Source organism: Streptomyces sp. NPDC006610, assembly GCF_040611575.1.
Taxonomy (GTDB): Bacteria; Actinomycetota; Actinomycetes; order Streptomycetales; family Streptomycetaceae; genus Streptomyces.
The window spans coordinates 16,524-41,010 of the sequence record NZ_JBEXOP010000014.1 but is presented as its reverse complement, the minus strand read 5'-3'; the positions used below and the strand labels follow the sequence as shown (position 1 = coordinate 41,010).

The following is a 24,487-nucleotide window of genomic DNA, read 5'->3' as shown; positions in this document are numbered from 1 at the left end:
GGCTGCGGGAGCATCCCGCAGCCCTCGAAGCGACACCCGAAGCGACCCGGAGAAGTCGCGTTCAGCGGTCGAACCCGGCGAATGCGGACTCCAGGTTGTCCAGCGCCCAGGGAATGCCCAGCGCGGAGGGGCTGCGGAGCTGGCTGATCGTCTCCACGTCGGTGACGAGGTAGTTGCCCTTCTTCACCGCCGACATGCTCTTGACCAGCGCGCTCGACTCGAAGGCCCGCTGGAGGTCCTTCGTCGTGAACGCGATGACCACGAGATCGCCGTCCAGCTTGTCGAGCTGCTCGAACGACAGCTCACCCGTGGGCGAACCGCTCACCGTCTTGATGCCGGTGATCGACGGCGCCAACCGCAGGCCCAGCTCGCCCATCAGCTTGGCCGCGAAGTCGTCCTCGGAGGCGATCGTGTAGATCTTGGCCGGGGTGTTGCCGATGGACAGGGTGTACGTCCTGCCGTCCAGCCCCGGATGGGCGGTCTTGACGTCCTCGATCGCGGCCTCGGTGGCGGCGACGACCTTCTCGGCCTCGTCCGGCTTGCCGACGGCCTTGCCGACCACCCGCACGTGCTCCTGCCAGGGCTGCGCGCCCCAGGTCGTCTCATAGCCGATGGTCGGGGCCACCGCGGCGAGGTTCTCGTACTCCTTGTCGAGCTGGAAGTCGGCGGTGGCCAGGATCAGATCGGGCTGGAGCGCGGCGACCTTCTCGAAGTCGACGCCGTTCACGGTGTCGAGCAACGTGGTCCTCTCGGTGTCCACCCTGTCCTTGAGCCAGGGGTAGATCCCGTCCTTGGAGAAGGGATCCTTGGAGATGCCGACCGGGGTGATGCCGAGCGCGTACAGGGCGTCGATGTCGTCGGTGCCGCCGCCCCCGATCACCACCACCCGCTCCGGGGCCTCGGTGATCCTCGTGGCGCCGAACTTGTGCTTGACGGTGACGGGGAAGACGGACGAGGAGGCGCTCGGTCCGTCCGCCGCTGTGCCGGCGTCGTCCTCGTCCTCCTCGACGGAGCCGCAGGCGACGAGGCCGGCGGCCAGGGTGACGGAGAGAAGGGCGGTCAGGAGCTTTCTCGGCATGGTGCGTCCCTTTTCGCCGGATGCTTGGGGGGAGGCGTACGGCCGTCAGTAAAGCAAGGTAAGGCTTGCCTCACAATGCATTCCGGTCAAAGTCATCGACCGCGGACCGAAGGTGACGTTCCCTCAAATCGATTGCATGCAAGGGCGGTTGGCCGCGCCCGTCCCGTCGCCCCCGGCCCGGGCGACCCGGAGCTACGGGCGGTCCGTGAGATAGCCGCCCATGGTCCGGAAGTAGTCGCCGGCCGCGTACTCGCCTCCGTCGTCCGTGCGCACCCGGCGCAGGAGCAGTCCGGGGTGGCGGCCGGTGTGCGCCTCCGGCCCGGCCACGACGACCACCCCGTCGCCCTCCCGGATGAAGACGCGGCCGGGCGTGCCGCCGTAACGCCCCTGCGAGAGCGCGGCGGAGACGATCCGCAGGCGCTGTCCGCGGTGATACGTGTACGCGTTGGGGTACGGGTCGGACTGGGCGCGCACCAGCCGCTCCAGCCACTCGGCCGGCCGGCGCCAGTCGATGCGGCTGTCCTCGCGGGAGCGTTTGTGGAAGAAGCTCGCCCGGCCGCGGTCCTGGGGCAGCCACCGGCCGGCGTCCCGGCCCGAGGCGATCAGCTCGAGGGACTCGTGCACGATCGGCGCGATCAGGTCGACCGTGCGGTGGAACAGGTCCGTCGCCGTGTCCGCCGGGCCGACCGGCACAGCGCGCTGCACGAGGATGTCCCCGGCGTCCAGTTCGCCGTTCATGCGGTGCGCGGTCACGCCGACGCGCTCCTCGCCGTTGAGGAGCGCCCAGATGATCGGGGAGAAGCCGGCGTAGGCGGGCAGCAGCGAGTCGTGGACGTTGAGGGTGCCGTGCGGCGGGAGGTCGAAGACCTCGGGGGGCAGCCAGGTGCGCCAGTTGTTGGCGACGATGATGTCCGGGCGGGCCTCGCGCAGTGCGGCGAGCAGTTCCGGGTCGTCGGGGCGGTTGCGCAGCAGGACGGGGACGTCGTTCTTCTCGGCCAGTTCGGCGACCGAGTCGTCCCAGATCTTCTCGTAGGCGTGGTCGCTCTTGGGGTGCGTGACCACGAGGACCACCTCGTGGTCGGAGTCCAGCAGGGCGCGGAGCGTGCGGTGACCCCAGGTCTGGTACCCGAACATGACGACGCGCATGACGGTTCTCCCCTCCGGCTGCTCCATTGCAAGGTAAGGCTTACCTTATCTAACATGTGGCTGCCTGAGGGAGGCGATGCCACGGTGAAGTCACCGCTCAAGGGATCGAACCCGGACAGCACCCACGACGTCCTCGGAATCGGCTTCGGGCCGTCGAACCTCGCACTGGCCATAGCGATCGAGGAGAGCAACGCCGGCCGGCCGCCGGACCAGCGGATCGCGGCCCGGTTCCTCGAACGGCAGCCGCGGTTCGGCTGGCACCGGGGCATGCTCCTCGACGACGCCACCATGCAGGTGTCGTTCCTCAAGGACCTGGTGACGCTGCGCGACCCGGCCAGCGACTACAGCTTCCTGTGCTTCCTGCGCGAGCGCGGCAGGCTGATCGACTTCCTGAACCAGAAGACCCTCTTCCCGCTGCGCGTCGAGTTCCACGAATACTTCGAGTGGGCCGCCGAACGCGTCCGCCACCTGGTCTCCTACGACCACGACGTCCTCGCCGTCGAGCCGGTGCGCGACGAGACCGGCACCGTCACCTGCTTCGACGTGGTCTGCCGCGACGGCGGCGTGGGGGGCCGCACGGTCACTCGCCGCGCCCGAGACCTCAGCATCGCCGTCGGCCTCGAACCCCATGTGCCGCCCGGCACCACACTCTCCGAACGCGTCTGGCACACCAGCCAGTTACTTCCCCGCGCCACCGAACTCGCCGCCGGGGCAGCGCCGGTGCGCCGGGCCGTCGTCCTCGGAGCGGGGCAGAGCGCCGCCGAGGCGGTCGACTTCCTGCACCGTGCCTTCCCCGAGGCGGAGGTGTGCGCGGTCTTCGCCAAGTACGGCTACACCCCGGCCGACGACAGCCCGTTCGCCAACCGCATCTTCGACCCGGACGCGGTGGACGTGTACTTCGGCGCGCCCTCCGAGGTCAAGCAGTCGCTGTTCGACTACCACCGGTCCACCAACTACTCCGTGGTCGACATGGAGTTGATCGAGGCCCTGTACGCCACCGCCTACCAGGAGAAGGTCACCGGCCGACAGCGGCTGCGCTTCCTCAACGTCTCCCGCATCCGGGACGTCGGCGCCCGTGCGGACGGCTCCCTGGACGTCGTGGTGGAGTACCTGCCCACGGGTCAGGAGAGGATCCTGAACGCCGACGTCCTCGTCTACGCCACCGGGTACCGGCCCCGCGACCCGGCCGCCCTGCTCGGCGAGGCGGCCAAGGTGTGCCTGCGGGACGACGGCGACGCGATCCGGGTGACCCGCGACCACCTGGTGGAGACCGCCCCCGACGTCACGGCCGGCATCTACCTCCAGGGCGGCACCGAGCACACGCACGGGCTGACGTCCACGCTGCTGTCGACGACCGCCGTCCGGGCCGGCGAGATCCACCGGTCCCTGCTGGAGCGGCGCCGGGCCCGGACGGGGGCCGCGGCGGCTCAGTACGGGCCGTGAGTCCAGCGGCCGGCCAGCATCGTGGCGTGCACCGGCATCGCCCGCAGCGTGGTCGGCCCGGCGTCCGCGGGGTCGGCGTCCACCACGACCAGGTCGGCCGCGTCACCGACGGTGAGCCCCGCCCGGCCGCGCGCGGCGGCGGTGAGGGCGGCCGGCAGCGGAATCCGCTGTTCGGGGTGCCAGGCGGGACGTGAGTCGTCGGTGCGGTGCACCGCCGCGGCGATCCCCAGCCAGGGGTCGAGCGGCGACACCGGGGCGTCGGAGCCGAACTCCAGCCGGGCCCCGGCCGCCAGCAGATCGGCGTACGCGAAGGCCCGGCCGGTGCGGCCCGCCCAGTGCCGGTCGGCCACGTCCCGGTCGTCGGTGGCGTGCGCCGGCTGCACCCCGGCCGTCACCCCGAGCGCGGCGAACCGCGGCGGATCCGCCGGCGTCAGCAGCTGGGCGTGCTCGATCCGGCCCCGGCAGCCGACGGCCGCGAAGGCGTCCAGCGCGAGGGCGTTGGCCCGGTCGCCGATGGCGTGGACGGCCGGCTCGATGCCGTGGGCGGCGGCCCGCCGCATCAGCCGCACCAGTTCCTCGTACGGCGTCTCCTCGATGCCGTACGCCTCCCCGGTGCCCTCCATGCCGGGGTAGGGGTCGTGGCACAGCGCCGTACGGGTGTTGAGCGACCCGTCCGTGAACAGCTTCAGCGGGCCGACCCGCACGAGCCCGTGGGTACCGGGCAGTTCGTCCCCCGTGCGCAGCCCGCGGCCGACGGCCGCATCGAGGTGCGCGGGGTGGACGGCCGCGTCCACGCGGACTTCGAGCGGGGCGCCGGCCGCGCGCCGCGACCAGTCGGCGACGTTGTCGGCGTAGTGGAAGTCGACGATGCCGGTGACCCCGCGCGCCGCGGCGGCCCGGCACGCCTCGCGCACCCAGCCGTCGAGGACGTCCGCCGGAACCTCGGGCAGCGCGGCGACCGCCGCGAAGCACTCGCCCTCGCGCAGCACACCGGTCGGATGGCCCGCGCGTCCGACCAGCGCCAGGCCCGCCGAGTTGAGCCACGCCGCGTGCAGATCGGCGCTGACCAGCGCGACCGGCCGGTCCGGGCACACCGCGTCCAGCAGCGACCGGTGCGGCGCGTCGGGCCACAGCCCGTCCCGGAAGCCGTACCCGACGAGCGTCTCCCGCGCGGGCAGCCCGCCCGCCCGCTCCCGCACCGCGTCGGCGACCGCTCGCGCCGACGGCAGCCCGGACAGATCGAGCCGGCGCTGCACGCTCGCCCACTGCGCGGCGTGCACATGCGCGTCCCACAGCCCCGGCAGCACGGTCCGCCCGTCGAGATCGACCACGGGCTCCCCGGCCCCGGCGCACACCAGCGCACCGTCCGTCACCACGGCCGTGATCCGCCCGCCCTCGACGCGTACGCACCCCAGCGGCCCGCCCGCGCCGATCCGCACCGAGGCGAGCGTCACCGCGGCCGGAATCCCGGCCCCGGACCCCTCGCCCCGCACCGACCCGGCCATCCCCGCCTCCCCGCAGTCCCCACCGACCAGCCCGGCCACCAGCGTAGGACGGCGGGCGCGCTCGGGAGGACGGAAACGGCAACCGCCGATCGGGGTGATCGGGCCGCACCGATCAGACCGTCAGGACCCGGATTCCCGCCTCCTCGAAGCCGCGCACCGCGTCCGCGTCCGCCGCCGTGTCGGTGACCAGCGTGTCCACCGCCTCGGCGGCGCAGATCCCGGCGAACGCCCGCCGCCCCAGCTTGGTGGAATCCGCGGCGACCACCACCCGCCCCGCCCGCTCGCACAGCAGCCGGTTGATCGCGGCCTCCGCCTCGTCGTGCGCCGCCGCTCCGTGCACGGCGTCGAACGCCACCACGCCGAGCACCGCCACATCGAGGGTGATCCGGCCCAGCACCCCGTCCGCGAGCGGTCCGACCAGCTCGTACGACTGCGCCCGGGCCACTCCGCCGGTCACCACGATCTTGAACTGGGGTCGCACCGCCAGCTCGTTCGCGATGTTCAGCGCGTTGGTGACGACGGTGAGCGCGGGCGAGCCGGAGGACAGGTCGCCGCGCACGGCCAGGGCGCGCGCCACCTCCGTGGTCGTGGTGCCGCCGGTCAGTCCCACCGCCTCACCGGGCGCGACGAGTTCGGCGACGGCCTTCGCGATCCGCTGCTTCTCGGACGGGCGGCGGGCGATCTTGTAGCGCAACGGCAGTTCGTACGACACCCCGTGCACCAGCGCGCCGCCCCGGGTGCGCACGAGCATCTGCTGTTCGGCCAGCCGGTCGAAGTCCCGGCGGATCGTCGCGGGCGACACCGACAGCTCGGCCGCGGCCTCCTCCACGTCCAGCCGGCCACGCTCGACGAGCAGTTCCAGCAGCGCCTTCCAGCGCGTGTCGCGCGACATCCGCGGCCTCCCCGCGTTTCACCGACCACGGCCGTTGCCCGGTCCGGGCCGTTTCTCGACCCGGTCCGTTCCTCGTTCCAGGCCCTGACTCGGCCCTCGGCCGTTCCTCGATCCTGGCGAGATTAGCGCACACCACCTCCCGCGCGATGCTTGAAGTTGCTCGAAAGTGAGCAGTACCTTGCAGGAACAGTCACCGCTGTCGTCGGGGAGGGGTTCCTGCATGACGTACGTGGAGGACGAGCTGCGCAGCCAGCCCGCGTGCTGGGAACGCGCCGCGGCGGTGGCGCCCCGGCACCGAGGGGTGTTGCCGGCGCCGGGGGAGCGGGTCGCGATCGTCGGCTGCGGCACCTCGTACTTCATGGCCCAGTGCGGCGCGGCCCTGCGCGAGGGGGCCGGACAGGGGGAGACGGACGCCTTCCCCGCCTCGGAGTTCCCGTACGGCCGCCGCTACGACCGTGTCCTCGCGATCACCCGCTCCGGCACCACCACGGAAGTACTCGACCTGCTCGGCCGGTTGCGCGGAGGCACCCCGACGACCGCCCTCACCGCCGCCCCCCGTGCCCCCGTCGCGACCAGCGCCGACCACACCGTCGTCCTCGGCCACGCGGACGAACGCTCCGTCGTGCAGACCCGGTTCGCCACCACCGCCCTCACCCTGCTCCGCGCCCACCTCGGCCTGCACACCGAGGCCGCGGTCGTCGACGCCCGCACCGCCCTCACCGCCGAACTGCCCGAGCGGCTGCTGGACCGCGCCCAGTTCACCTTCCTCGGCGCCGGCTGGACCGTGGGCCTGGCCCACGAGGCGGCGCTGAAAATGCGCGAGGCCGCCCAGTGCTGGACCGAGTCCTACCCGGCGATGGAATACCGGCACGGCCCCATCAGCGTCACCGCGCCCGGCACGGCCACCTGGATGCTCGGCCCCGCCCCCGTCGGACTCGCCGAACAGGTCGCGTCCACCGGTGCGTTGTGGCGGGAAAGCGCCCTCGATCCGCTCGCCGAACTCGTCCGCGCCCAGCGCCTGGCCGTCGCCGTCGCCCTGGCCCGCGGCCTGGACCCGGACCGCCCCCGCCATCTGACCCGCTCGGTGATCCTCGCGCCCTGACCCTCAGCCGGCCGGACCGACCCAATGTCCCCGCGCGCCCCCGGAAGGCAGCCATGCCCCTGACCACCACCGCCGACCTGGTCGCCCGCGCCGCCGCGGCCCGCAGCGCGGTCCCCGCCTTCAACATCGTCACGCTGGAGCACATCGAGGCCGTCGTCGCCGGAGCCGAGTCGGAGAACGCCCCCGTCGTGCTCCAGGTCAGCGAGAACACCGTCACGTTCCGCCACGGCCGGCTCCTCCCGCTGGCCCGCGCCGCCGTCGCCGCCGCCGAACGGGCCGCCGTGCCCGTCGCCCTGCACCTGGACCACGTCCACAGCGACGCCCTGCTCCGGCAGGCCCCGGACGCCGGGTTCAGCTCGGTGATGTACGACGCGGCCCGCCTGCCGTACGCCGAAAACCTCCACGCGACCAGGGCCGCCGTCGAGTGGGCGCACGCGTGCGGGCTGTGGATCGAGGGCGAGCTGGGGCAGATCGGCGGCAAGGACGGACGGCCGCCGCTGGACGTCCACGCGCCCGGCGCCCGCACCGACCCCGCCGAGGCACGGGCGTTCGTCGCGGACTCCGGCGTGGACGCCCTCGCCGTGGCCGTCGGCAGCGCGCACGCGATGACCACCCGCACCGCCACCCTCGACCTCGGCCTGATCCGGCGCCTGTCCGCCGCCCTGGACGTGCCCCTCGTCCTGCACGGCTCCTCCGGCGTCCCCGGCGACCGGCTCACCGCCGCCGTCGCGGGCGGCATCGCCAAGGTCAACGTCGGCACGGCCCTCAACGCCGCCATGACCGGGGAGATCCGCGCGTTCCTCGCCGCCCACCCCGGAGCCGTCGACCCGCGCGCCTACCTGGCCGCCGGCCGCGAGGCCATGGCCCGCACCGCCGCGGGCGTCATCCGCACCCTGACGGCGCCGGCCGCCGCTACCGCTTGACGGCCCTCAGCACCACGAACTTCGGATCGCTCGCCACCAGCCGGCAGTTGCCGAACAGCTGCCGCAGCTTGACGTGGTAGCCGAGATGCCGGTTGCCGACCACCCACAGTTCGCCCCCCGGCCGCAGCACCCGCCGCGCACCGGTGAACATCCGCCACGCCGTCGCGTCCGTCGTCGCCTGGTGGGAGTGGAACGGCGGGTTGTTCAGCACCAGGTCGACGCTGCCCGGCGCCACCCCGGCCAGTCCGTCCGCCACCCGGAACTCCGCGTGCCCGGGCACGCCGTTGGCCTTGCAGGTCGCCTCCGCAGACGCCACGGCCTGGAACGACTCGTCGACGAACAGCACCTCGGCCGCGGGGTCGGCCAGCGCCATCGCCGTCCCCACGACACCGTTGCCGCAGCCCAGGTCCACCACCCGCCGGGCGCCGCCCCCGTAGGGCAGGTGGGCCAGGAAGAACCGGGTGCCGATGTCCAGCCGGTCCGCGCAGAAGACGCCCGCGTGGTTGACGACCGTCCGCCCGGACGCCGGCCCGATGCCCTCCGGCAGGGCATACGCGTACGGCCACGGATTGGCGGGCCGCCGCAGCGCCGGGTCCGGCGTGCAGAGGATCAGCCGCGCCTTGCGCTCGGCGAGCGAGGTGCGGGTCGGGCCGAGGATGCTCTCGAAGAGGTCCAGCGTCGAGGTGTGGATCTCCTTCACCATGCCGGTGCCGACCACGACCGTGCCCTCGTGCACGCCGGGCGCCAGCCGCAGCAGCTGGTCCTCCAGCAGGGCCAGGCTCTTGGGCGTGCGCACCAGGAGCACGTCCACGCGGTCGGGCGGCGCGTCCTGCGTGGTGAGCAGACTCACGGTCCCGGGGGCGACGCCGTGGCGGGCGAGGTTGGCGCGGGTCGCCTCCTGCGCGAGGTGGGAGTCGGTGATCTGTGTCAGCGCGGCCTCGCCGGCCGGCCGCGGTGCGCGCGCCGCCAGCGCCGTGACCAGGGCGCCCCAGCGGTCCCCGAGCACCACGACGGCCCCGGACAGTGGGACGTTCCCGGCCGCCAGGTGCCGGAGCAGATACTCGTCGGAGGCGTCCCAGGCGCGCAGGCGGTCGCGCGGGTCGGCGGGGAAGCGGGCGAGCTCCAGCTCACCCCAGGGCGTCGTCATACGGTCGTTCATCGTGCCGCCCAGGTTAGGCCCTGCCGCTCGCCCTCCCGTCCGCCTCGCGGCGCCCTGCGCGCACGCCCGCCGCACCGGCGGGCACGGTCCGGCAGCGGCCCGCGGCCGGTGACCGGCGAACGGGCCCCGGGCCCCGGGGTGCTCGCGCCGCCGTGACGCCCGGCACACCGGCGGATCATGGGAGACTCGCCCTCATGAGCGGCAAGGCGGACCCCCGGCCGGCGGGGGAAGGGACCACCTCGAGGACGCGGCTGGACCGGGGGCGCGGCGCGCTCGGGCCCGCGTTGGAGCTCGTGCACACCGGGCGCGCGCCGACCCGCGCCGTGCTCACCGCCGAACTCGGCGTCACCCGTGCCACGGCCGGCGCGGTGGCCGCCGAACTGGAGGCGCTCGGTCTGATCCGGGTGGACGCCCGGCCCGGCGCGGCCGCCGGCTCCCAGGGCCGGCCCTCCCACCGGCTGATACTCGCCGAGGACGGCCCCGTCGCGCTCGCCGCGCAGATCCACGCCGACGGATTCCGCGCGGCGCTGGTCGGCCTGGGCGGGCGGATCGTGGCGACCGCGCCCGGCTGCGAGACCGTCGACGCCGACCCGGCCAAGGTGCTCGGCTCCGTCGTCGAGGCGGGCGCGCGGCTGCTGCGGGAGACCGGGCGGCGCTGCGTGGGGGCCGGGCTCGCGGTGCCGTCGGCGGTCGCCGAACCGGAGGGGCTGGCGCTGAACCCGCTGCACCTGGCATGGCCGCCGGGCGCGCCGGTGCGGGAGATCTTCGCCGAGTGCGTGCGCGCCGCCGGCATCGACGGGCCCGCCTTCGCCGCCAACGATGTCAACCTCGCCGCGCTCGCCGAACACCGGCACGGCGCGGGACGCGGCGCCCGCGACCTGCTGTGCGTGGCCACCGGGCACCGGGGCGTCGGCGGCGCGCTGGTCCTCGACGGGCGGCTGCACTCGGGCAGTTCGGGCCTCGCCCTGGAGGTGGGCCACCTCACCGTCAACTCCGAGGGCCGCCCCTGCCACTGCGGCAGCCGCGGCTGCCTCGACGTCGAGGCCGACCCGCTGGCCTTCCTCACCACCGCGGGCCGCGACCCGGGCCCCGAGGTGTCCCTGCTGCAGCAGTGCAACGACCTGATCCGCCACGAGTACGCGGACCCGGCCGTCCGGGCCGCCGCCGAGGCGCTGATCGACCGGCTGGGCCTGGGCCTCGCGGGCCTGGTCAACATCCTCAACCCGGACCGGATCATCCTCGGCGGACTGCACCGCACCCTGCTGGACGCCGACCCGGAACGGCTGCGCGCGGTCGTCGCCGACCGCAGCCTGTGGGGCCGCAGCGGCGGGGTGCCCATCCTGCCCTGCACGCTGGATCACAACAGCCTGGTCGGCGCGGCCGAACTGGCCTGGCAGCCGGTCCTGGACGACCCGCTGGGCGCGCTGTCCGCCGTCTGACGCGGCCCCGGTCGCCGTACTCCCCGCGCGGTACCCGCACAGCAGCCGGCCGTACGACGACGCGGGCCCCCTCGGCGCGGGAGTCTCGAAGCGTCAACCGGAAACAGCCGCTGGGAGATGGTTCGAGATGGAGACCCTCGCACAAGGCAACGGCGGACCCGGCCCGTGGATCCTGTTCCTCCCGCTGATCTGGGCGGCCGTCGTCGTCGGGGCCGTCGTCGTGCTGCGGCGCACCCTGTGGCGCGGACCGCGCGGGCCCTGGCAGGCGATGGGGGAGCAGCGCCCGTCGGGCGACTCGCCGCTCGCGGTGCTCGGCCGCCGCTTCGCCTCCGGGGAGATCGACGAGGAGGAGTACGGGCGCCGGCTGTCCGTCCTGGACGAGCGGTTCGGATCCAAGGGCGGCGGATGACCGCCGCCCCCTCACCGCCCGGTCAGCCGGCGACGGCCGACCGGGCGGGAGCGTGCTCGGGGCTGCGGTCCTGGGCGGCGGGCGCCGGTGGACCCGCCTCCACCAGCCGGCGCACCGCCGGCTCCGCGGCCGTGCGGCGGACCCGGTGGACGGGCGTCCTCGCCGGCGGCGGGCTCGTCGGGAGCGTGAACCAGACGACCTTGCCCCTGTCGCCGTCGGGCCGCACGCCCCAGCTCTCGCTCATCTCGGCCACCATCGCGAGCCCGCGCCCGCAGGTGGCCAGGGGTTCCGCGTCCTCCACGACCGGGAGGCGGGGATCTCGGTCGCGCACCGAGACCGTGAGCCGGTCGAGCAGCAGCTCGATCTCCACGGTGCACGTCTTGTCGGGCTGGGCATGCCGGTGGACGTTGGTCAGCAACTCCGTCACACCGAGCGCCGCTCGGTCTATCAGTGGATCCAGGTGCCAGTAGCGCAACTGCGCAGATACGATTCTTCGGATCTGGCCGATCCGCGACGGCAGGGCCTGGAGCTCCACCGTGCAGTGCCTGCTTGGGTGACTGATCACGGCTGCGACTCCCCGACGTGAGGTCCGGAAGAACACGGAGTTCGGATCCAGCAGGAGCCTGCGTGGAGACGGCCGCCTGCTGTCGTGGCCGGCGGGCTGGTTCGCAGCGTTATCGCCGGTAAACCCAGAGTGACGTGTGTCCAGAGTGGCGCAAGGGGTTCGGGGCCGCAACTCGCGGACGACGACCGGGCACGCGGCCCGCGTGGCGCTCAGTCACCGCGCCCGGCAGCCCTGCGCACCGCCTCGATGAACCGGCGCGCCGCGGGCGGCCCCGGCTCGCCGGGCGCCGGGTCCCGGTCGCCCAGCGTCAGCAGGTACCGCTTGCCGTCGAGGTCGGCCATCGCCCGGTCCTGCGGCGCGAACCAGGGCCTGGAGGCCCGCACCGCCCGCACCGGCGCGCTGTCGATCTCGCTGCCGTAGCTGGTGAGCAACTCCAGCCTGCCGTCGCTGATCCGCACCTGCCCGGCCCGGGTGAGGGAACGCAGGCCCTTGCCTATGCGCACCCCCCTGGCCCTGAACTCCGGCTCCGCCATGCCCTCCTGCCCCCTCGCGCGTCGTTCCCTCCGGGCCGTGCCCCCTGACGCCGTGCAGTCTGCCCGCCACGGTGAGCGAACGCCAGAGGTCCGGCGCGCCGGTCACGGTCACCCGGAGCACTCGGCCGAATGCGCCCCCCGCCGGGTGTGATCCGCTTTCGGCCGTCCGACCCCCAGTCGCCCTTTGAGCCGCTCAAAGAAGCGTTTATGCAGGTGAGCGGCGTGCGCCGGGCGCATATGATCGGTGTGCCGATCGCCTGACGCGCCGTCGGCGCCCCAGCGTAAGGAGCACCGCCGTGAGTTCGCGCACCCCGCACCCGACCGGCGCCGGAGCCGCCCTCGACACCCTCGACGTCGACCGCAGCGACCCCGCCCACCGCGGCTGGCTCAAAGAGGCGGTCCGCAAGGTGCAGGCCGACGCCAACCGCTCCGCCGACACCCACCTGCTCCGGTTCCCGCTGCCGGAGCACTGGGGCATCGACCTCTACCTCAAGGACGAGTCCACCCACCCCACGGGCAGCCTCAAGCACCGGCTCGCGCGCTCCCTGTTCCTCTACGCCCTGTGCAATGGCTGGATCCGGCCCGACCGCCCGGTGATCGAGGCGTCCAGCGGTTCGACGGCCGTCTCCGAGGCCTACTTCGCCAAGCTGATCGGCGTGCCGTTCGTCGCCGTGATGCCGCGCACGACGAGCGCCGAGAAGATCCGCCTGATCGAGTTCCACGGCGGCCGGTGCCACTTCGTGGACGACCCGCGCACCATGTACGAGGAGTCCGCCCGCCTCGCGGCGGAGACCGGCGGCCACTACATGGACCAGTTCACCTACGCCGAGCGGGCCACGGACTGGCGCGGAAACAACAACATCGCCGAATCCATCTTCCGCCAGCTGGAGTTGGAGCGGTTCCCGGAGCCCGCGTGGATCGTCGCCACGGCCGGCACCGGCGGCACCTCGGCGACCGTCGCGCGCTACGTCCACTACATGCAGCACGACACCCGCGTCTGCGTCGCCGACCCGGAGAACTCCTGCTTCTTCGAGGGCTGGACCACCGGCGATCCGGACGTCACCTGCGACTGCGGCTCGCGCATCGAGGGCATCGGCCGGCCGCGCATGGAGCCCAGCTTCGTTCCCGGCGCCGTCGACCGGATGATGAAGGTGCCCGACGCGGCGAGCGTCGCCGCGGTCCGCGCCCTGGAGCGGGCCATCGGCCGCAAGGCGGGCGGCTCCACGGGCACCGGGCTGTGGAGCGCGCTGAAGATCGTCAGTGAGATGGTGGCCGAGGGGCGCAACGGCAGTGTGGTCACCCTGCTGTGCGATCCGGGGGACCGCTACCTCGACAAGTACTACTCCGATGCCTGGCTGGCCGAGCAGGGCCTGGACGTCACCCCCTACGCGGCGGCGATCGACACGCTGCTGGCCACCGGGGTGTGGCCCGGCTGACGCGGCCCGGCGGACCGCGCGTCAGGCCTCCTCGGCGCCGTCGGCCCCGGGCTCCTCCTCGCCCGCCACCACCAGGCGCCGCAGGTGCTCGGAGATCTCCGCCCGCGCCCCGGCCGACAGCCCGGCGTCCGTCACCAGCGTGTCCACCTGGTCCAGTGCCGCGAACGAACTCAGCCCCACCGTCCCCCACTTGGTGTGGTCGGCGACCACGACGACCCGCCGCGCCGACTGCACCAGCCGCCGGTTGGTCTCGGCCTCCGCGAGGTTGGGCGTGGACAGGCCGGCCTGCGGCGATATCCCGTGCACCCCGAGGAACAGCACGTCGAAGTGGAGCATCGCGATCGCCTGGTCGGCCACCGGCCCCACCAGCGAGTCGGACGGCGTGCGCACCCCGCCGGTCAGCACCACCGTGGCCGTGCCCTGCCGCTGCCCCGAGGAGCGCTGGGCGGCGTGGAAGACGTCCGCCACCCGCACCGAGTTGGTCACCACGGTGAGGTCGGGCACGTCGACCAGCCGGTGCGCCAGCGCGTAGGTCGTCGTACCGCCCGACAGCGCGATCGCCGAACCCGGCGCGACCAGCTCGGCCGCCGCCCTGGCGATGTCCTCCTTGGCGGTCGGCTCCAGGCCCGACTTGGCCTCGAAGCCCGGTTCGTGGGTACTGGCCTCGAGCACCGGCACCGCGCCGCCGTGCACCTTCTCCAGCACTCCCTGGCGGGCCAGCGCGTCGAGGTCGCGGCGGATCGTCATGTCCGACACGCCGAGCTTGCGCGTCAGTTCGTTGACGCGGACGCCGCCCCGGCGGCGCACCTCGTCCAGGATCAGGGCGCGCCGCTGCTCCGCGAGGAGGTTCTGATTCTCGCTCACGTAACGCTCCGGTCCTTTCCTCGACCCGTCCGGCAGACCCGTGAACCCGCTGCGACGAGGACGTTCTCCCCGGTCCGGCGGTATGGGCGTCCCATCCTCGCACGGCACGCGCGGGGCCGCGCCACCGCCTGTCCCGTCGCGTACATGACAAGAACGTGTCCGCATCGTTGCCGGTGCGTCACACGGAACGGGGAGATTCCGTGACGAGGGGTGTGCATCATGGGCGCAGCCGGGATCCTGGTGACCGCGCGGTCCGCGCGGTCCGTTGCGGGACACTCAGCCGACGGTGCGTCACGGGGGAAGCGACAAGTGGACGTTGTACGGGAACGTGCCGCGGACGACGGGGCGTGCGGCCCCGTCGAGCGGCCGGAGGACACCGGGGCCGCCCTGGAACTGCTGGTGCACGGGGTGGGCGGCGCCACACCGGAGCACATGCTGGACGACCCGCGCACGGTGCGGGTCTCCGGCGACGACACGGCGGCCGTCTTCCGCCGCGCCGACGACGTCGAGGCGGACGGCACCGAGGGCGCCCGCCGCGACGGGCGGCCGGTGCCGGAGGCGTACGTCTGGTGCAACCTCACCTCGGGCAACGGCGCACGCGCCCTTTGGCTGCTGCTCCTGCCGTTCATGGTCGTCAACCTCGCCCACTGGATGCGCCCCTCGGCCAAGGGCCGGCAGGGGACGGTCCGGCTCTACGGCGCCCTGGTGCGGCTCGTGGGACTGAGCCTGACCGTGCTGCTGGTCGCGACGGCCTGCGTGGTCGCGATGGACCTGACGGCCTGGCAGTGCGCGGGCACGCGCGCGTGCGCCGAGGCGCACACCTGGCTGCGCTTCGCGTCGCCCACCGCGTCGGGCGGCGGCTGGTGGAGCCCGCCCGGCCGCAGACTCGCCCTCGCCGCCGCCGTCCCCACCGCCCTGGTGGCCCTGCTGTGGTACCTCTCCCGGCGGACCTGGCGCACCTACGAGTCCGAGCAGCCGGTCGCCCGCGCCGAGGCCGACGACACCAGCCCCACGGCGCTCGGCCGCCCCGGCTTCTGGTTCGGCCGCAGGCTGGTGGCCCGGCTGCGCGGCGCGCACACGGCGGCCGGCCTGCTGACGGTGGCCGCGGCCCTCACCCTCCCCGCCGCCGCCCACGACCGCGACCCCGGCGGCCCCGCCGCCCTGGAAACGCTCGGCATCCTCCTGCAGGCGGCGCTGACCGCCTGCGCGATCACCGTGGTCGCGGTCGTCTGCGGACGCGGACGCAGCGAACGGCGCCTCGACCGCGGGGACGACCCCGCCGTCGTCCGCCGGCTGCCCGCCGTCGCGCTCCTGCTGCTCGCCCTCGCGCTGCCGTACGCCGGCTGGGACCGCCCGGAGTGGCGCTCGGCCGACGGACTGCCCGGCGACGCGGCCTTCGGCGGCATCGCCCTCGTCCAGGGCCTGCTGGTGATCGTCCTCGCGGTGATCGCCCACCTGCTGTACCGCACCGGCCGGCTCCCCGGCGACCGCACCGCCATGCGGGGACTGGCCGGCCCCGCCGTCGCCCTGCTGGCCTGCGCCCTCGGCGGAGTGATGACCGGGGGCCTGTCCCAGCGCGTCGCCGACTGGCTGGACGGCACCGGCGACGGACTGCCCGGCGCCCCGGTCCTGCTGACCTGGCAGGCGTCCGTGATCCCGCCCCTGCTGGCCGTCCTGCTGCTCCTCACCGCCTGGCAGGCATGGCGCACCCGCGCGCTCGCCCGCGCCGAGCGCGCCGCCGTCGAGGCCGAGTACGCCGAGGAGGCCAGGAACCCCGAGCGCACCCGCGTCATCGCCCGCGTCCGCGCCATGGCCACGCTCACCGACCGCGGCCCCCTGTTCGTCGCCGTCGTCTGCGCGGTGACGCCGGCCCTGGGCGCCGCCGCGCTCATCGGCGGCATGACCTCGGGGGAGACCCCGAGCCAGGCCGCCCGGGGCGCCCATCCGCTGGTGCACGGCGCGGCCGAGACCGCCCAGGCGCTCGGCTCCTGGTTCATCGGGATCGGCTTCCTGATCTTCGTCACCCTGGGCCGGCGCGCCTACCAGGACGCCTCCGCCCGGCGCACCATCGGCATCCTGTGGGACGTCGGCACCTTCTGGCCGCGCGCCGCCCACCCCTTCGCACCGCCCTGCTACGCCGAGCGCGCGGTGCCCGACCTGACCTGGCGGGTCGCCACCTGGACCCGCGCCACGGGCGGACGGCTGGTCATCTCCGGCCACTCCCAGGGCAGCGTCCTCGCCGCCGCAACGGCCTGGCAGCTGCCTCACGCCGTCCGCAAGCGGGTCGCCCTGCTGACGTACGGCTCCCCGCTGGAGCGGCTGTACGGCCGCTGGTTCCCCGCCCACTTCGGGCCCGAGTCGCTCGCCGCCCTGCACGACGAGGTCGACTGCTGGCGCAACCTGTACCGGCTGACCGACCCCATCGGCGGCCCCGTACGGGTGCCGGAGAACGGCGGCCCGCGCGTCGACTGCGAGCCGCTGAAGGACCCCCTCGCCCACGGCCGCACCGACCTGCACCCGCTGCCCGCGCCGATCCTCGGGCACTCCGACTACCAGGCCGACCCGGTGTTCGCCCACGAACGCGACCGGCTGCTGGACCGGCTGAGCCCGCCCGAGGTGCCCGCCCAGCGGCCGACGGGGTCCTGAACGGACGCCGCCCTCACGGCAGTTCCGGCACGTCCTCCGGGTACAGCAGGGTCAGGTCGTCCGTGCTCGTCTCGTCGAGCTGGGCGACCCGGCTCGCATGGCGCTCCACCATCGCCTCGAAGGTCTGCCGGGCGGTGCGGCCGTTGCCGAACGCGGGGCCCTTCGGGATCGCGGTGAAGTACTTCGTCAGCGCCTCGGCGGTCCCGGGGGCCAGCCGGTACTCGTGCTCCTCGGCCTGCTGCTCCACGATCCGCAGCAGCTCGCCGGGCCCGTAGTCGCCGAAGGTGATGGTGCGTGAGAAGCGTGAGGCCACGCCCGGATTGACGGACAGGAACCGCTCCATCTCGGCGGTGTACCCGGCCACGATCACCACGACCGCGTCCCGGTGGTCCTCCATCAGCTTCACCAGCGTGTCGATGGCCTCCTTGCCGAAGTCGCGGCCCGCGTCCTCGGGCGACAGGGCGTACGCCTCGTCGATGAACAGCACGCCGCCGCGGGCCCGCTGGAAGGCCTCCTGGGTGCGGATCGCGGTGGAGCCGATGTGCTCGCCGACCAGGTCCACCCGGGACACCTCGACCAGGTGGCCCTTCTCCAGCACGCCGAGCGAGGCCAGGATCTCGCCGTACAGCCGCGCCACGGTGGTCTTGCCCGTGCCGGGGGAGCCGGTGAAGACCAGATGCCGCTTGACCGACGCCGCCTTCAGGCCCGCCTGCTGCCGGCGCCGCCCCACCTCGATCATGTCGGTCAGGGCGCGCACCTCGCGCTTGACGCTCTCCAGCCCGACCAGCGCGTCGAGTTCGCCGAGGACCTCCTTCGAGGAGCGGACCGGCCGCTCGGAGCCTGCCGCGGCGATGAGCGGCTCCTGCTCGGTGGACCGCTGCCCGGGAATCGCGCCGAGCAGCCCCGGCGTCGCCCCCGGCGCCGACGTCTCCACGGCCGTCTCACGCGCCGCCGGCGGCCGAACGCCGGCACTCTCGTCGCTGCTGCAGTCCTCGACCACCGGACCACTGCCCGGCCCGGCGTCGGGACCGGCGTCCGCGAACTCGTAGCCGCCGCGCGCACAGCGCTCCGTACGGCACTTGCGCAGCGTCGTGCGGCAGCCGTCGATCACGTGGAAGCCGTAGCCGCCGCTGCCGCGCACCCGGCAGCCGGCGAACGTGCCCCGGCCGCCCGCGGACACGTAGAAGCCGGCCTCGGCGGGGGAGTCGACCGTGCAGCGCTCGATCGTGGGGTCGGCGCCCTTGGTGACGATGACGCCGGTCTGCACGCCGTCCAGCGTGCAGTTGGCCAGCGTGCCGCCGCTGCCGTGGTCGCGGAACCACGCCCCGGTCGCCGCCTCCCGGATGCGGCAGTCGTCGAGCTGCGCGGTCGCGCCGTCGCTCACCGACACCGCCGTGTTGCGCACCTGCGACAGATCGCTGTCGACCACGTCCGCGCGCGAACCGCGGTCGAGCACGAACAGCGCGTCCGGCACGTCGTGCACCCGGCAGGAGTCCAGCACCGCCGTCGCCCCGTCGCTGACCCACACGGCCGGGTAGTCGCCGGTGCTGTCGAAGATCTCGCACTGGTTGGCGTCCACGCGGGTGCCCGGGTCCCACACCGACAGGCCGTTGCGCCCGAACTGCCGCACGCTGGTGCGGGTCAGCGTCAGCACCGCGCGGGAGCGCAGGTCGACCGCGTTCTCCGGGATGTCGTGGATACGGCAGTCCGCGAGCGTGAGCACAGCGTCCGTGTCGAGGGTGACGCCGTCGGACGTGGTGCGGTGCACATCGCAGTCGGCGAGGTGCGCGGTGGCCCGGGCGGTGATCTGCACGCCGCTTCCCCGCACCTCGTAGACCTCGCAGCCCACGGCCTCCAGCGCGGAGTTCTCACCGGTCGCGGTCAGCCCCGAGCCCGCGGCGTGGTGCACCCGGCAGCGCTCCAGCCGCGGATGGCCGCCGCCGCGCACCGCGACTCCCGCCTGCCCGGCCGCGACGACCTCGCACTCCTCGAACACCCCGCCCCCGCCGTCGACCACGGCGATCCCGATGCCCGCCGGGTTGTCGACGGTGCACCGCCGCACGGTCGGCCGCGCCCCGCCCCGGACCTCTATCCCGGTCGCGGACCGGGTGACGACGCGGACGTCGCTCAGCTCCGGCGCGCCCTCCTCGATCAGCAGCGCGGGCGCGGCGGCGTCCTGGCCCTCCACGAGCAGGTCCTGGACGATCGCGGAGGCGCGCACGGTCAGCGGCACCCCGTCGGCGGGCGCGATCCGCACCGAGCCGGGCGAGCCCTCCGGGCCGCGCAGCGTCACCGCGCGCTGGACGACGAGGTTCTCCCGGTAGGTGCCGGGGGCGACGGTGAGCACGTCGCCGTCGGCCGCGGCCTCCAGGGCGGCGGCGAGCGATGCGTACTCACCCGTGCGGCGCCGCCACCGCGACGTGCCGGTGTGCGTCACCTGGACCGTGCCCTGTGCCATGGCGTTGCTGTGCCCCCACCTCGTGGTACGTGTGGCTCGTTCGCCCTCGGGTGCGTCCCTCGGGCGCCCTCGCGCGCGGGTCGATGCCGACGTCGGGTTCGGCCGGTCCACCGTAGCGTGCGCGCGGACCACGGGTTGACCGCGGCCGAAAGGCGGTCAGCTGCCGGTGCCGGTCCTGCCCCAGTCCGGGCCCACCCGCTCCCAGGCCCGGTCCCAACAGGCGTATCTGCGGCGGACCAAGTACCAGACCACCAGCCGTCTGGCGCCCTCCGCCAGGGCGGCCGTCAGCAGCGTCACGCCGAACCCGGCGAGCACCGCGTGCGTCGTGGCCATCGCCGGGTCCAGCGGGCGGGCGACGAGGTGGCCCCGCCCGTCCGTCCATGTGGTGAAGCGGTCGCCCGGCCGGGGCGCGGCGAGCCTCGTGAGCACCTCGCCGCTGCGCACCGAGCCGTCCGGCGCGGTCCAGCGGGCCAGCACCCGGGTACGGGTGTCGCGCACGAACGCCTCCGGGTCCACGGGCGGCGCGGAGCGCTCCACCGGTCGTACGACGGTCGCGGTCACCAGGTGGCGGGAGCGGTGCTGCTCGCCGACGGACTCCTGGAGGGACTCCTGGGCGAGGGCGCCCGCCAGGGCGCCGGCGACCGGGGCGCCGACGAGGATCAGCAGCAGGGCGGCCAGCGCCGTCCAGGCCTCCGCCAAGTCCGTTCGGCGGCACAGCGGATTGCGCCGCCACCGCCGGATTCCGCCGATCGCCCGCACGCCGGCCCCCCTTCCCTCCGCTTCCCGCCCTCTCCCACCCGACTCACGCGGTGCGACGGTTCAACGCGCGGACGAGGGCGGGGGGTTCCCGGGGAGGCCGGTGCGGCTAGCCGAGGACGCGGACCGGGTCGCCGACGCGGATGGTGCCGCGGGACTCGGGCACCAGGTTCTGGCCGAAGACCACCTTGCCGCCGATGCGGCGGTGTCTGCCGAGCGTGTGCAGCGGCTCCCGGCCGCGCTCGGCGCTGCCCTGGTCGGTGGTGGTCACGACGCAGCGCGCGCACATCTTGGGGACCCGGAAGGAGACGTCGCCGATCGCGATGCGCCGCCAGCCGTCCTCCGCCCAGGGTTCGGCGCCCGCGACGACCACGTTGGGCCGGAAGCGGTTCATCGGCAGCGGGCCCTCGTGGGCGTGTTCCCCCTCGGCGATGAGCGCGTTGAGCGCGTCGAGGGAGGCGGTGGAGGTGACGAGGAGGGGGTAGCCGTCGGCGAAGCTCACCGTCTCGCCGGGCAGCGCGTAGTCCGGGTCGACCGGCCGGCGCGTGGCCGGATCGTCCATGTGCACCAGACGGGCGCCGACGCCGAGGAACGTGCTGCACCAGTCGTGCGCGGCGCGGTCGGCCAGGACCCCCTCCACCTTGTCCCGGAAGATCTCCAGCGTGACCGTGCCGACCGGCTCCGGGACGGCCACCGTCAAGGGCTCCATGCCGGGCGCGGACAGCAGGACGCCGCCGGGCACGAGCTCGGCGGCGGCCAGCGCGAGGCGCGCTTGCTGGCGCTGGGTGATGACCTTTCCCCCGTCGTCGATCAGCACCCAGCGCCGGTCCCCGGCCAGACCCCAGGGCTCCACGACGGCCTCCGCGGGCGCCAGAGCCCTCAGTGCCTTGACCGGATGGACGTGAATCGACTGCAGCTGCGCGTTCCCCATGAGGCAATCGTGCCAGGCGGCGCCGACAACGCCTCGTCGGGGCCGCTCAGTAGCCGCGGTACTGCTGGTTGTTGTACGGGTCCTGGTACTGGGGCTGCTGGGGGCGCGGGGCCGCCGGACGCATCGCCTCGTACCCGGCCGGGGCCGCGGGGCGCGGGGGCTGCGGCTGGGGCCCGGGGTATCCGCGCGGGGCGGCGGCCTGCTGCGGGATGTACGCGGTGGGCGCCTGGTGCAGCGGGGCGGGCTGCGGCTGCTGCGGGTAGCCGTAGGAGGGCTGGACCGGGGCCGCGGGCAGGGCGGGCAGCGCCGACGGGAGAGCGGGCAGGTGGCTGCTCGGGGCGTCGTACGCGGCGGGGACCCGGATCGGGGCGATCTGCGGGGTGCCCCGCTCGGCCACGAGCGAGTCGTAGATCGGGGTGTCCGGGAAGGAGGCGGAGTAATAGCCGCCGCCATAGGTGGAGCGGGGGGAGGTCATGCCCATAAGTTAAGCCCACGATGTGCTGGTTGGGGAGACCGATAAGAAGGTTGTTTTCCGTGTCGGCGGTGACGTGGGCTCCCCAATGCGAGCGAACTCGGGAAAAAGGGGCGGCGAGCGGCCGCTCGATCGTGTAAAGCCTCAGTTCCCGGGGGGTTACCGGCGGTTGGCCAGTTGTCTTGGGGCCCTTGCGAAGGGCCCGGCATGAAGGGGGACGAACATGTCGATGCCGAAGGGATCGAACGTTCCGGTGCCGACGGCGGCGCTGCGCGTCGAGGTGGGCTGGGAGACCGGTCCCGGCGTCCCCGACGTCGACGCCTCGGCGCTGGCCCTGGCCGGCGGAAAGGTCCGCTCCGACGCGGACTTCGTCTTCTACAACCAGCCGGCGCACGCCTCGGGCGCCGTCCGGCACGAGGGCAGGCGCGACCTCGGCGCACGCGTCACCGACACCCTCCTCGTCGACCTCGCGCGTGTGGAGCCCGCCGTCGAGACCGTGGTGGTCGCCGCCTCGGCGGACGGGGGCCCGTTCGGCCGGGTGCCCGGCCTCTGCATCGAGGTCCGGGACGCCGCCCGGGACACGGTGGTGGCGCGGTTCGACAGCACCGGGGCGAGCGTCGAGACGGCCTTCGTGCTGGGGGAGTTCTACCGGCGGCAGGGCGCGTGGAAGTTCCGCGCGGTGGGGCAGGGGTACAGCAGCGGGCTCGAAGGGCTGGCCACGGACTTCGGCATCACGGTGGACGAGCCGCAGCACGGGCCGGCCCCGACGGCCGCGGCGACTCCGGCCCAGGCCCAGCCCCCGGCTCCGGTGGCGCGTACGGCCGCTGCGCCGTCCGCCCCCGCCCCGCCCGCCACCGCGCCCTCCGCTCCCGCCGCCCCGGTCCGGCTGACCAAGGTCACGCTCACCAAGACCGCGCCCTCCGTCTCCCTCGCCAAACAGGGCGGCACCTCCGGCGCGCTGCACGTGAACCTCAACTGGCAGACGCGCAAGCAGTTCTCCGGCTGGACCGGCAAACTCGGCCGTGCCGTCGCCCAGCACACGGACCTCGACCTCGACCTGTGCGCCCTGTACGAGCTGGCCGACGGCAGCAAGGGGGTGGTCCAGGCCCTCGGCAACGCCTACGGCTCCCTGCACCGGCCGCCGTACATCCACCTCGACGGCGACGACCGCACCGGCGCCGTGGCGAGCGGCGAGAACCTCACCGTCAACCTCGACCACAAGGACGCCTTCCGGCGCATTCTCGTCTTCGTCACCATCTACGAGGGCGCCCGCTCCTTCGCCGACCTGCATGCCACGGTCACCCTGCGCCCCCAGCACGGCGCCCCGATCGACTTCTCCCTGGACGAGTGCACCGTGCCCTCACCGGTGTGCGCCCTCGCGCTGATCACCCGTACCGGCACGGACCTGGTCGTCCGGCGCGAGGCCCGCTACCTGGTGCCCGAGCGGGGCGTCAGCCCGCAGCGGACCGTCGACCACGCCTACGGCTGGGGCATGAACTGGACACCGGGCCGCAAGTGATCGGGCCCCACGCCGCCCGGCGCTCACCCCTCGTCCGGAACGGCGCCGGGACGGGCGTAGGTGCGGCCCTTCCAGGCGGCGCCGCGCCCGCGGTGGTGCTGCACCGCCGAGTCGACCGTCATCAGCAGGTACAGCAGCGCCGTGAACGGCAGCAGGGGAGCGAGCCACGGCGGCTGCCCGTAGTAGTGGAGCATCGGGACGTACGTCCCCGTCATCACGAGCCAGGCCGCCCCGCCGAGCGCCGCGGCGGCCGCGTCGCCACCGGCGAGACCCGCGGCCAGGGCGGCGGGCGGCGCCAGGTAGACGAGGACCAGCCCGGCGACCGTGCCGAGCAGCAGCAGCGGGTTGTGCCGGAGCTGGGCGTAGGCGCTGCGGGAGACCATGCGCCACAGGTCGCGCAGGCGCGGATAGGGGCGGACGCTGTCCACGCGGTCGGCGAGCCCCAGCCACAGCCGCCCGCCGGCCGCGCGGACGGCCCGCGCGAGCGCCACGTCGTCGATGACGGCGTCCCGGACGGCGTCGGGGATCCGCGCGCGGACGGCCGTCTCCGTGCGCAGCAGCACGCACCCGCCCGCGGCGGCGGCCGTGCGCGCCCCCTCCCGGCCGATGCGGCGGAACGGGTACAGCTGCGCGAAGAAGTAGACGAACGCCGGGACGACCAGCCGCTCCCACAGGGTGTCGACCCGCAGCCGGGCCATCTGCGACACGATGGCGAAGCCGCCGGTGCGGGCCGCCGCCACCAGCGTCCGCAGGCTGTCCGGCGCGTGCGCGATGTCGGCGTCCGTCAGCAGCAGGTACTCGGGCTCCCGCGCGCGGGCGATGCCGATGCCGTGCCGCACGGCCCACAGCTTGCCCGTCCAGCCCGCCGGCGGCTCGCCGGGACGGGCCACGGTCAGCGGCAGCCCGCCGTGCCGCAGCGACAGCTCGCGGGCGACGTCGCCGGTGCCGTCCGTGCTGCCGTCATCGACGAGCACGACCTCGGCCCGGCCGGGGTAGTCCTGCGCCAGCAGCGACGGCAGGCTCGACGGCAGCACCGCCGCCTCGTCGCGCGCCGGCACGACGACGCAGACGTACGGCCACGCGTCCGGATCCCGGCGCGGCGGCAGCCGCACGTCGGTGCGCCAGAAGAAGCCCTGGCCGAGCAGCAGCCACAGCCAGGCGAGGAGGGAAGCGGCGGCGGTCCACACGATGGCGCTCACCCGCGCAGTGTG

At 74.3% G+C, this 24,487-nt stretch carries 21 protein-coding genes; 8 read left to right on the top strand and 13 right to left on the bottom strand.

Annotated features, from left to right (window positions below; translation table 11 throughout):
- Positions 1 to 61: 61 nt before the first annotated feature.
- Both ABZY13_RS14010 and ABZY13_RS14005 read right to left on the bottom strand, forming a co-directional pair.
- Positions 62 to 1,078 (bottom strand): iron-siderophore ABC transporter substrate-binding protein, encoded by a 1,017-nt coding sequence (locus ABZY13_RS14010; RefSeq protein WP_356630225.1) that lies wholly within the window; start codon positions 1,076 to 1,078, stop codon positions 62 to 64.
- A 192-nt stretch (positions 1,079 to 1,270) separates the two neighbouring features.
- Positions 1,271 to 2,224 carry a methionyl-tRNA formyltransferase gene (locus ABZY13_RS14005; protein WP_356630223.1) on the bottom strand — a complete coding sequence of 318 codons (954 nt, stop codon included), beginning with the start codon at positions 2,222 to 2,224 and terminating at the stop codon, positions 1,271 to 1,273.
- An 84-nt stretch (positions 2,225 to 2,308) separates the two neighbouring features.
- On the opposite strand from ABZY13_RS14005, the gene ABZY13_RS14000 reads away from it, so the two are divergent.
- Positions 2,309 to 3,667, top strand: coding sequence for a SidA/IucD/PvdA family monooxygenase (locus tag ABZY13_RS14000; protein ID WP_356630221.1), 1,359 nt, complete (start codon positions 2,309 to 2,311; stop codon positions 3,665 to 3,667).
- Here the strand turns inward: ABZY13_RS14000 and ABZY13_RS13995 are convergent.
- Both ABZY13_RS13995 and ABZY13_RS13990 read right to left on the bottom strand, forming a co-directional pair.
- On the bottom strand, positions 3,652 to 5,172 hold the full coding sequence (locus tag ABZY13_RS13995; protein WP_356630219.1) for an amidohydrolase: 1,521 nt from the start codon (positions 5,170 to 5,172) through the stop codon (positions 3,652 to 3,654). The genes ABZY13_RS14000 and ABZY13_RS13995 overlap by 16 nt on opposite strands.
- A gap of 112 nt (positions 5,173 to 5,284) precedes the next feature.
- On the bottom strand, positions 5,285 to 6,064 hold the full coding sequence (locus ABZY13_RS13990; RefSeq protein ID WP_356630217.1) for a DeoR/GlpR family DNA-binding transcription regulator: 780 nt from the start codon (positions 6,062 to 6,064) through the stop codon (positions 5,285 to 5,287).
- A gap of 220 nt (positions 6,065 to 6,284) precedes the next feature.
- Between ABZY13_RS13990 and ABZY13_RS13985 the strand changes: the two genes are divergently transcribed.
- Positions 6,285 to 7,166 carry an SIS domain-containing protein gene (locus tag ABZY13_RS13985; RefSeq protein ID WP_356630215.1) on the top strand — a complete coding sequence of 294 codons (882 nt, stop codon included), beginning with the start codon at positions 6,285 to 6,287 and terminating at the stop codon, positions 7,164 to 7,166.
- Positions 7,167 to 7,219: 53 nt separating this feature from the next.
- Positions 7,220 to 8,089, top strand: coding sequence for a class II fructose-bisphosphate aldolase (locus ABZY13_RS13980; RefSeq protein WP_356630213.1), 870 nt, complete (start codon positions 7,220 to 7,222; stop codon positions 8,087 to 8,089).
- Here ABZY13_RS13980 and ABZY13_RS13975 read toward each other — a convergent pair.
- On the bottom strand, positions 8,079 to 9,236 hold the full coding sequence (locus ABZY13_RS13975; protein ID WP_356630419.1) for a methyltransferase: 1,158 nt from the start codon (positions 9,234 to 9,236) through the stop codon (positions 8,079 to 8,081). The two genes, ABZY13_RS13980 and ABZY13_RS13975, sit on opposite strands and share 11 nt — an antisense overlap.
- A gap of 206 nt (positions 9,237 to 9,442) precedes the next feature.
- Here ABZY13_RS13975 and ABZY13_RS13970 point away from each other — a divergent pair, with 206 nt between their 5' ends.
- Together ABZY13_RS13970 and ABZY13_RS13965 are read left to right on the top strand one after the other, a co-directional pair.
- Entirely contained in the window at positions 9,443 to 10,687 is a 1,245-nt protein-coding gene (locus tag ABZY13_RS13970; protein WP_356630211.1) for an ROK family protein, read from the top strand.
- Between the two features lie 127 nt (positions 10,688 to 10,814).
- The gene (locus ABZY13_RS13965; RefSeq protein WP_356630209.1) at positions 10,815 to 11,096 is read left to right on the top strand and encodes an SHOCT domain-containing protein; all 282 of its coding nucleotides are present in this window, start codon (positions 10,815 to 10,817) and stop codon (positions 11,094 to 11,096) included.
- A gap of 22 nt (positions 11,097 to 11,118) precedes the next feature.
- Here ABZY13_RS13965 and ABZY13_RS13960 read toward each other — a convergent pair whose 3' ends face one another.
- The gene (locus ABZY13_RS13960; protein ID WP_356630207.1) at positions 11,119 to 11,661 is read right to left on the bottom strand and encodes an ATP-binding protein; all 543 of its coding nucleotides are present in this window, start codon (positions 11,659 to 11,661) and stop codon (positions 11,119 to 11,121) included.
- A 209-nt stretch (positions 11,662 to 11,870) separates the two neighbouring features.
- Complete coding sequence (locus ABZY13_RS13955; protein WP_356630205.1) at positions 11,871 to 12,194, bottom strand: hypothetical protein; 324 nt, start codon at positions 12,192 to 12,194, stop codon at positions 11,871 to 11,873.
- Between the two features lie 296 nt (positions 12,195 to 12,490).
- On the opposite strand from ABZY13_RS13955, the gene ABZY13_RS13950 reads away from it, so the two are divergent.
- The gene (locus ABZY13_RS13950) at positions 12,491 to 13,630 is read left to right on the top strand and encodes a PLP-dependent cysteine synthase family protein (RefSeq protein WP_356630203.1); all 1,140 of its coding nucleotides are present in this window, start codon (positions 12,491 to 12,493) and stop codon (positions 13,628 to 13,630) included.
- A 21-nt stretch (positions 13,631 to 13,651) separates the two neighbouring features.
- Here the strand turns inward: ABZY13_RS13950 and ABZY13_RS13945 are convergent, their stop codons facing one another.
- Entirely contained in the window at positions 13,652 to 14,494 is an 843-nt protein-coding gene (locus ABZY13_RS13945; RefSeq protein WP_356630201.1) for a DeoR/GlpR family DNA-binding transcription regulator, read from the bottom strand.
- Positions 14,495 to 14,881: 387 nt separating this feature from the next.
- On the opposite strand from ABZY13_RS13945, the gene ABZY13_RS13940 reads away from it, so the two are divergent.
- Complete coding sequence (locus tag ABZY13_RS13940) at positions 14,882 to 17,140, top strand: hypothetical protein (protein WP_356630417.1); 2,259 nt, start codon at positions 14,882 to 14,884, stop codon at positions 17,138 to 17,140.
- A 13-nt stretch (positions 17,141 to 17,153) separates the two neighbouring features.
- On the opposite strand, the gene ABZY13_RS13935 is transcribed toward ABZY13_RS13940, so the two are convergent.
- From ABZY13_RS13935 to ABZY13_RS13920, 4 genes are all read right to left on the bottom strand, one after another.
- Positions 17,154 to 19,598 (bottom strand): right-handed parallel beta-helix repeat-containing protein, encoded by a 2,445-nt coding sequence (locus ABZY13_RS13935; RefSeq protein ID WP_356630199.1) that lies wholly within the window; start codon positions 19,596 to 19,598, stop codon positions 17,154 to 17,156.
- Positions 19,599 to 19,754: 156 nt separating this feature from the next.
- On the bottom strand, positions 19,755 to 20,357 hold the full coding sequence (locus ABZY13_RS13930; RefSeq protein WP_356630197.1) for a hypothetical protein: 603 nt from the start codon (positions 20,355 to 20,357) through the stop codon (positions 19,755 to 19,757).
- 106 nt (positions 20,358 to 20,463) lie between these two features.
- Positions 20,464 to 21,285, bottom strand: coding sequence for an MOSC N-terminal beta barrel domain-containing protein (locus ABZY13_RS13925; protein WP_356630195.1), 822 nt, complete (start codon positions 21,283 to 21,285; stop codon positions 20,464 to 20,466).
- Between the two features lie 46 nt (positions 21,286 to 21,331).
- Positions 21,332 to 21,760 (bottom strand): DUF6643 family protein, encoded by a 429-nt coding sequence (locus ABZY13_RS13920; protein ID WP_356630193.1) that lies wholly within the window; start codon positions 21,758 to 21,760, stop codon positions 21,332 to 21,334.
- Positions 21,761 to 21,986: 226 nt separating this feature from the next.
- Here ABZY13_RS13920 and ABZY13_RS13915 point away from each other — a divergent pair, with 226 nt between their 5' ends.
- The gene (locus tag ABZY13_RS13915; RefSeq protein ID WP_356630415.1) at positions 21,987 to 23,276 is read left to right on the top strand and encodes a TerD family protein; all 1,290 of its coding nucleotides are present in this window, start codon (positions 21,987 to 21,989) and stop codon (positions 23,274 to 23,276) included.
- 23 nt (positions 23,277 to 23,299) lie between these two features.
- Here ABZY13_RS13915 and ABZY13_RS13910 read toward each other — a convergent pair whose 3' ends face one another.
- A complete protein-coding gene (locus ABZY13_RS13910; RefSeq protein WP_356630191.1) occupies positions 23,300 to 24,475 on the bottom strand; it encodes a glycosyltransferase in 1,176 nt (391 codons plus the stop codon).
- Positions 24,476 to 24,487: the final 12 nt, after the last annotated feature.

Coding starts and splice junctions, on each gene's coding strand:
- ABZY13_RS14010 (WP_356630225.1), bottom strand. CDS start 1,078: ATGCCGAGAAAGCTCCTGACCGCCCTTCTCTCCGTCACCCTGGCCGCC.
- ABZY13_RS14005 (WP_356630223.1), bottom strand. CDS start 2,224: ATGCGCGTCGTCATGTTCGGGTACCAGACCTGGGGTCACCGCACGCTC.
- ABZY13_RS13995 (WP_356630219.1), bottom strand. CDS start 5,172: ATGGCCGGGTCGGTGCGGGGCGAGGGGTCCGGGGCCGGGATTCCGGCC.
- ABZY13_RS13990 (WP_356630217.1), bottom strand. CDS start 6,064: ATGTCGCGCGACACGCGCTGGAAGGCGCTGCTGGAACTGCTCGTCGAG.
- ABZY13_RS13985 (WP_356630215.1), top strand. CDS start 6,285: ATGACGTACGTGGAGGACGAGCTGCGCAGCCAGCCCGCGTGCTGGGAA.
- ABZY13_RS13980 (WP_356630213.1), top strand. CDS start 7,220: ATGCCCCTGACCACCACCGCCGACCTGGTCGCCCGCGCCGCCGCGGCC.
- ABZY13_RS13975 (WP_356630419.1), bottom strand. CDS start 9,236: ATGACGACGCCCTGGGGTGAGCTGGAGCTCGCCCGCTTCCCCGCCGAC.
- ABZY13_RS13970 (WP_356630211.1), top strand. CDS start 9,443: ATGAGCGGCAAGGCGGACCCCCGGCCGGCGGGGGAAGGGACCACCTCG.
- ABZY13_RS13965 (WP_356630209.1), top strand. CDS start 10,815: ATGGAGACCCTCGCACAAGGCAACGGCGGACCCGGCCCGTGGATCCTG.
- ABZY13_RS13955 (WP_356630205.1), bottom strand. CDS start 12,194: ATGGCGGAGCCGGAGTTCAGGGCCAGGGGGGTGCGCATAGGCAAGGGC.
- ABZY13_RS13935 (WP_356630199.1), bottom strand. CDS start 19,598: ATGGCACAGGGCACGGTCCAGGTGACGCACACCGGCACGTCGCGGTGG.
- ABZY13_RS13925 (WP_356630195.1), bottom strand. CDS start 21,285: ATGGGGAACGCGCAGCTGCAGTCGATTCACGTCCATCCGGTCAAGGCA.
- ABZY13_RS13920 (WP_356630193.1), bottom strand. CDS start 21,760: ATGACCTCCCCCCGCTCCACCTATGGCGGCGGCTATTACTCCGCCTCC.
- ABZY13_RS13915 (WP_356630415.1), top strand. CDS start 21,987: ATGCCGAAGGGATCGAACGTTCCGGTGCCGACGGCGGCGCTGCGCGTC.